Source organism: Microbacterium sp. (assembly GCF_051953575.1).
Taxonomy (GTDB): Bacteria; Actinomycetota; Actinomycetes; order Actinomycetales; family Microbacteriaceae; genus Microbacterium.
On sequence record NZ_JBQCIP010000122.1, the window covers coordinates 24,257 to 30,407 of the forward strand.

Below are 6,151 nucleotides of genomic sequence, written 5' to 3' on the forward strand. Positions count from 1 at the left end.
GGTAGTCGACTAGAATCAGCAGTAGCCTGGCAACATGCGAGGCGGACTCGAACGGTGGAAGCGGGGGAGCGGATCCCGTGGTGTTCGACAAGCCCTTGGGTACGCCTTCGGCGGGGTGTGCGACGCTTATCTGCTGGACGCATCCGGCGTCGACGCCATCGACTCGTACAGCAGCGCGAGCCACGACGGGGCGCTGACGCGATTCATCGTCCAGGACGGCATCGCTCGTTCCGATGAGTTGACCCCGGGTGGACTTCGTGCGTGGCTTACCGGTCACGACCCGGTCATGGGGGAGGAGCGGGGGATATCGCAGCTGCGTCCCGAAGCCGATCTGCTGCTCGACGGAACGCTCAACCACCCGAAGTCCTACAGCGTTGCCGCGCTGCTGCACCCAGAGCTCGCGGCCGAGTTCGAAGCCTTGCAGGACCGTATCCGTGACCGCACGATCCTGCTGTGGCAGCGAGAGCTGAACGCTCGTCGCGGGCACGGCGGCCTGGTCCGCGAGTCGATCTCACGCCTGGAGGTCGTGGAGCTGCAGCACCGCCGCTCGCGCGCGTTGGATCCGCACATCCACCGGCATCTCTGGTTGAACGTCAAGGTGCGGGGCAAGGATGGTCGCTGGTCGAACGTGGACTCCAGGGTGGCGATGAAGTTCCACACCGTGATCAACGCGGAAGGCGAGCTCGCCGCACGGACCGACCCTCAGTGGATCGCTGCCCTTGCCCGACACGGCTACACGATTGATGCGGATGGAGAGATCGCGGACTTGGCGGCGACCGTCGCACCGTTGTCGCGGCGGGCGGCGCAGATCGAAGCGAACCGTGCGCGCCTGATCTCGCAGTGGCGGGCGGCTCACGACGGTTCGCACCCGAGTGTGGAGGTGCTGGCGCAGATCGATCGACGCGCATGGGCGGAGGCCCGCCCGAACAAACCGGCGCTGCTGGACGAGGAGGCATGGGGACAAGTCGTTCGCGAGGAACTCGTCAGCCTCGACCCGACCATCCTTGATGAGCGTGCGCCACGTACCGTCTCCCCAGTGCCACTCGCAGAACTGGATCTGGACCTCCTCGCAGCACAGGCGGTGGTGGATGCAGACGAACGATCCCGCGCATCCAGCGGCCGGTTCAGCACGTTTGATCTCCGCGCTGGCGCGATCCGCGCCCTCGCTGCGGCCGGGGTTGTGGCTGATCGGGATCTGCTCGACGAGACCGTGGAGGAGATTGTCGGCCGCGCTCACACGCGCATCGTGGGGCTGCTTGAAGACGCGGACGCGCCAGGGCATATCAAGCAATTCATGGCCACCGAGACCTGCCGACTGAAGCTCCGACTCTCGGGCCGATTCGACGCGCTCGCGACACCCGGCCGGTCACGCCTGCCCAACGAGATAAGCACGGCCGCGGCATCCGTCGATCGCATCAACGAACTGGACCGCTCGCAGCTGGTTGCCGCCTGTGCGATAGCAGGAACCGACGGACTCGTCACTGTGACGGGACCTGCTGGCGCGGGTAAGACCACCATGCTGCGGGCCGCACACGTCGCCATCTCCGCGCAGCGGCGGCGGATGATCGTGGTTGCCCCAACTCGCAAAGCTGCGTCCGTTGCTGCCCGCGAGATCGGTGCCGAGGCCTCAAGCCTGCACGCCTTGCTGCACGATCACGGGTACCGGTGGAGGAGTGACGCTGCCGGCGCGCAGGTGTGGTCTCGGCTCACGGTCGGCGAGATCGACCCGAACACGGAGAGCCCCTATCTCGGCCCACAGAAATATCCGTTGTACCGGCGGGATCGAGTCGTGGTGGACGAGGCCGGCATGGTGGACCTGCAGACCGCCGACGCTCTCACCGAAATCGCCCTCGAAACCGGTGCCGGTATCGCCATGGTCGGCGACCCGCATCAGGCGCTCCCGGTGGGGCACGCGGGCGCGATGACTCTCGCCACACGTCACACCAACGCCGTGGTCGAGCTGGACAGCGTGCACAGGTTCCGTGACCCTGTCTACGCTGCCCTCACGCTGCAACTCCGCAATCCTCGCGACCGCGTTCACGCTTTCAAAGTTGCGGAAGCACTCGCCGCACGCGGACACCTGCGACGAGTGGATTCCGCAGAAGCCGCCCGAATTGCGATGGTCGACGGATACGTCGATGCCCACGCGCACGGGAGACGGATCGCCCTCGTGTGCGGAAGCAACGCCGAGGCCGACGCGGTCAACAACCTCATTCAGCAGCACCGAATCGACAGCGGCGAACTCGACCCCACCGTGCTCGCCTGGGGACGAGACGAGCAACGGCTCCTCGTAGGTGATGCGGTGCAGACGCGCCGCAATGACCCCCGCACGGGCGTCGAGAACCGGGCCGCTTGGATCGTCCACCGCATCCACGACGACATCATCGAACTGGTGTCTCCCACCGATGTGAGCGAACGTCGCCACGTCAGCCGGGACTATGCCCTCGAGCACGTACAGCTCGCATATGCATCGACCGTGCACGGCATCCAGGGCGAGACCACCGACGCCGCCATCGTGGGCCCGGACGTTGATGCGGCGGGGCTCTACGTCGGACTCACCCGAGGTCGACACTCGAACCTTGCCATCCGCATCGGTCAAACGGAGCAGAGCGCGATCGTCGATCTCGCGGCGACGATGTTCCGCGGCGGGGTCGAGATCACGTTGACCGACTCGGTCAGAGCAGCCCAGGCTGAGCTCCGTCGAGCCGCGCGCGACGCTGCCAGTCAATATGCCGGATATGGCGGGCCGAATGGTTCGATTGAGACCTTTACGCGCTGACCCGGTGTCGGCGATAGTCGCGCCCCTACCGGGCTCGGCGACGGGCGGGCTAAACGGGCGGGTGTCGCCACCTGATTGCCACTGCGGGGCGGGCAAGCGTCGCGCGTCACGGAGGGACCGGCTTTCGGGCGGCCCCCGATGTTGGCGGCGCTTCACCACTGGCCGACAAACCCGGACTCTATTCGTTCGCAACGATGAGCAGGCGGGAACCAATGGCGCCTGCTGATGCCCATGCGCTCTGAATGAGGTACAGCGCCTGCAATGCGTTCGCGTTGTTCTGCCGGGCTTTTGTTAGGAAGTTTCGCTTGCTGAGGATTCCAGCCGTGGCAATGACTACGACCCGCTGGTACGACGGGTCCCGAAGCGCATCCCACACCGCGTTCGACGCCTCAGATGCGGTGTGTTCGGATTGGATCCGCGGGATAGAACTATCGAGTAACTTCCACTTCCGGCCCCATCTGCTTCGCAGGCGGGGCCGGTCAAGCCCTGATCCCCCAGGTCGGATCGTTCCGAGGTGCTTTTGCGCCTGAGCCACAACATCGTGAAGGCCCGACGCCCCGTGCCCACCATTCCCCGCAGAGACCTTGGCGTGAACGACGAACAGCTTGCGGTTAGTCCTGTCAACCACGTAGAAGTCCGCTGTCTCACCCGCGTCATCATCGCAAACGAGAATTGAGCCCGGCGCCACGGGCTCCCCAAGCAGCTCCCCGGACGCCACGTCATCGCAGATTCGTCGGAACATGCTCCCTTCCGACCAACGGGGCTCGCGCGTGGTAGTCCCCTTCTCGGAAGTCACGTCGGAGAGATCGACGGCGCGCAACAGGCTGTCGAGCAGCACTCCGGAGCTGGAGCTCTTGAGGGCCAAAGTCGAGCGCGGACGCACGAACTGGGCATCGACATACTGAACGAGATCGTCAGGCGTCGCTTGCTCGTGGACTATCAACCGAAATGCTTGACGTTCTGTCACCTCAGTAGAGAAAGTCGCGTACCGGTCGGCAGGCCGGTTGAAGGCGAGGTCTAGCTGATCGCTGTGGAACTCGTACCGTCGGCCCGACCAGACAAGCGAGCAATCGTACGCAGTCCCGTCCGTCCGCAGAAGCGGAAACGTCGAGTCTGCCGCGACATCCACGCAGCGGTCTGTCAAGAGCAGGGGGTGCCCTTCGGCGTCAATGTATTCGCTCAGGACTGTCTCATCGAGATCGAGCAGGAAGTTCTGGACCACGGGCTCGGTCAGGTCGATAACGTCTGCGTACCTCGCAAAGATCGCTGGGGCTAGCGAACGACCATGCTCGACGAGCCCGCGTTCGATCTGCGCGATCCAGTTGAGAAGCTCGTCGACTGATGTCCGTCCCTGTTCCCGAACTCTGCTTCTCGCGAACCCGACATACCGCGCGCTATCGTAGGCCGTCCCGCGAAGATCATCACTCCGAACCACGCCCGTGATGGTGCTGGGTGACTTGAAGAAGTCGCTAAGGTCGGGCGCCAGGGCAATCAGGGATGCGGCCGATTGAGCTCGTGTTCTCTCAGCGGTTCCTGACAGGTCCGTGTTCTTGAGCGTGACACTTGTGTACGTTCCGGTCGAGCGAGCGAATGCGGCGCGGAGCGCGGCCGTCGGGAGGCGCCGAAGGCCAATGGACTCGAGATCGAGGCCGATGCCGGAGTGAACGTAGACCCGCGCGTCAGCCACCGCGAAGAACGCAAGCTCAAGTTTCGAGTCGTAGAAGCTACTCCGCGCGAGTATGGGTGACTGTTCGTTGACATACATCAGTCGTAGGGCCCACTCGACCCGTGGCTGCCCGGGTCGGTCCCATGTACCGCGTTTCGCCGGGCCAACTCCTTCGGCGTCAGCGTCCTCGATTGCACGGTCAAGTTCAGACAGCAGTCGCCCGATCGGGTCATCGAATTGGGTCGGGCGCTCGTGAATAGTGAAGGACCTGGGAACTCGGACCTCGTCCACGTCAAGCTCTTCTATATCGAGGGGGGCGCGGAACGTTCCGCTCGTGTAGAAGTGGCGACCGACAGTTAGTCCCAGGATCTCTTTGATGGGGGACACGGACGCGTCGTTTTGAAAGTCATAAGCGAGGAACGCGTCCCACGTTTCCTGAAGGCGGTCATGGGCTCCGCCGACAACCCACGCAGTCGGGTGATGGGCAGCACCCCGAAGGACCCTCCCGATCTGCTGTATCAAAGCACGGTCACCTGAAGGTCTCGCGAGTAGCGCGACGCGTCTGAACTCGGAGTGGTCGATCCCTTCGAGCAGCTTGTTTTGGTGCACCCAGTACCGCGCCTCGTGATTCGCCGGGACCTTTTTCAGCAGACTCGACGCCCGATCCGACGACTTGAATCTCTCGTGTATACCGACCGCGGTCTCCCCGTCCCGGCGCAAGATGCCCACTACATCCCTGATCTGAGTCTGTGTCGCGCATCGCACGATGATCTTGTCGTCCGACGTGAGATTGCCAGCGACAAACTCACGAAGCTGTTCCACGAACGTCGTTGGCGACTCGGTCGCTACGGAGGCGAAGCGAGGCGAGCGCAGTTGAGAGCTGCTGATGGCTTCGCTCGCGGGGTAGTGGAAGCTGTCGCCAGGCTCCACGTCGAAGTACTTCACATCGTTTCGAAAAGGAGTCGCAGTGAAGAGCGCTGTCGGACGCGCCAGATTTCGCACGGCGTTCGCCCACGAAGGCGCCGGCTCGTAGTGCCCCTCGTCGACGATGACGAGCTTGACTCGAGAAGAGAGAGCGTCGCGAACCGGCCGATCCAACGCGTTCAGCGCGGCAAGCGTCATCACCCAGATGGTGGGGGCGGTAGCGTCAGCGAGTTTGGCGGCCGCTGTGGACGGCATAAGGCGAACGGTCTTCGTCATTGTGGAACTGTCGATTCCGGCATGCCGCCAGAACCGCGCGCTCACGTCTTCGCTCAGCTGACTCGCGAGCGCGTCCCATGGACAGAGCAGCAGCACATCGCTCTCCTCGCCCAGGCGGTCCTGGGCGAGGAAGCCAATCACTCCACTCTTGCCGCTTCCTGTCGGCATCGAAACGATGAAGCTCCGCCCACCCGTGTCCGGGCGTTCAAGGAACTCTTCGACGGCGGCAACCGCCCGCTTCTGGTGGCCCCACAGTCGCTGGCGCGTCCCATCGTCGAGCAGGCCCATCACACTCCAATTGGAAGTCTCTTCGGCCCAATGGGGCCATCGATCGGAGCGATAGCCATCTGGAATGATCGTTGGAGCTGTCGGCGACGGTCGAGAACCCAGCCAAAACGACGCTTGAAAACTAGGCCACCCAGACCAGATTGGGTGGGTGATCTCCTTGGAAGATTGGGCGTTGATCAGGCGGCTGGTCGCGGACGGGGTTCCGCAGCGCCAGGTCG

At 63.9% G+C, this 6,151-nt stretch carries 2 protein-coding genes; one reads left to right on the forward strand and one right to left on the reverse strand.

Translation table 11 applies throughout. From position 1 onward, the window contains the following. The first annotated feature begins 34 nt into the window (after window positions 1–34). Window positions 35–2,779 (forward strand): AAA family ATPase, encoded by a 2,745-nt coding sequence (locus ACTHNQ_RS07865; RefSeq protein ID WP_440332583.1) that lies wholly within the window; start codon window positions 35–37, stop codon window positions 2,777–2,779. Window positions 2,780–2,957: 178 nt separating this feature from the next. Here the strand turns inward: ACTHNQ_RS07865 and ACTHNQ_RS07870 are convergent, their stop codons facing one another. Then, on the reverse strand, window positions 2,958–5,933 hold the full coding sequence (locus tag ACTHNQ_RS07870; protein WP_440332584.1) for a DEAD/DEAH box helicase: 2,976 nt from the start codon (window positions 5,931–5,933) through the stop codon (window positions 2,958–2,960). Between the last annotated feature and the right edge of the window lie 218 nt (window positions 5,934–6,151).

Excerpts from the sequence above, each read along its gene's own strand:
- ACTHNQ_RS07865 (WP_440332583.1), top strand. The coding sequence starts at position 35 with ATGCGAGGCGGACTCGAACGGTGGAAGCGGGGGAGCGGATCCCGTGGT.
- ACTHNQ_RS07870 (WP_440332584.1), bottom strand. The coding sequence starts at position 5,933 with ATGGGCCTGCTCGACGATGGGACGCGCCAGCGACTGTGGGGCCACCAG.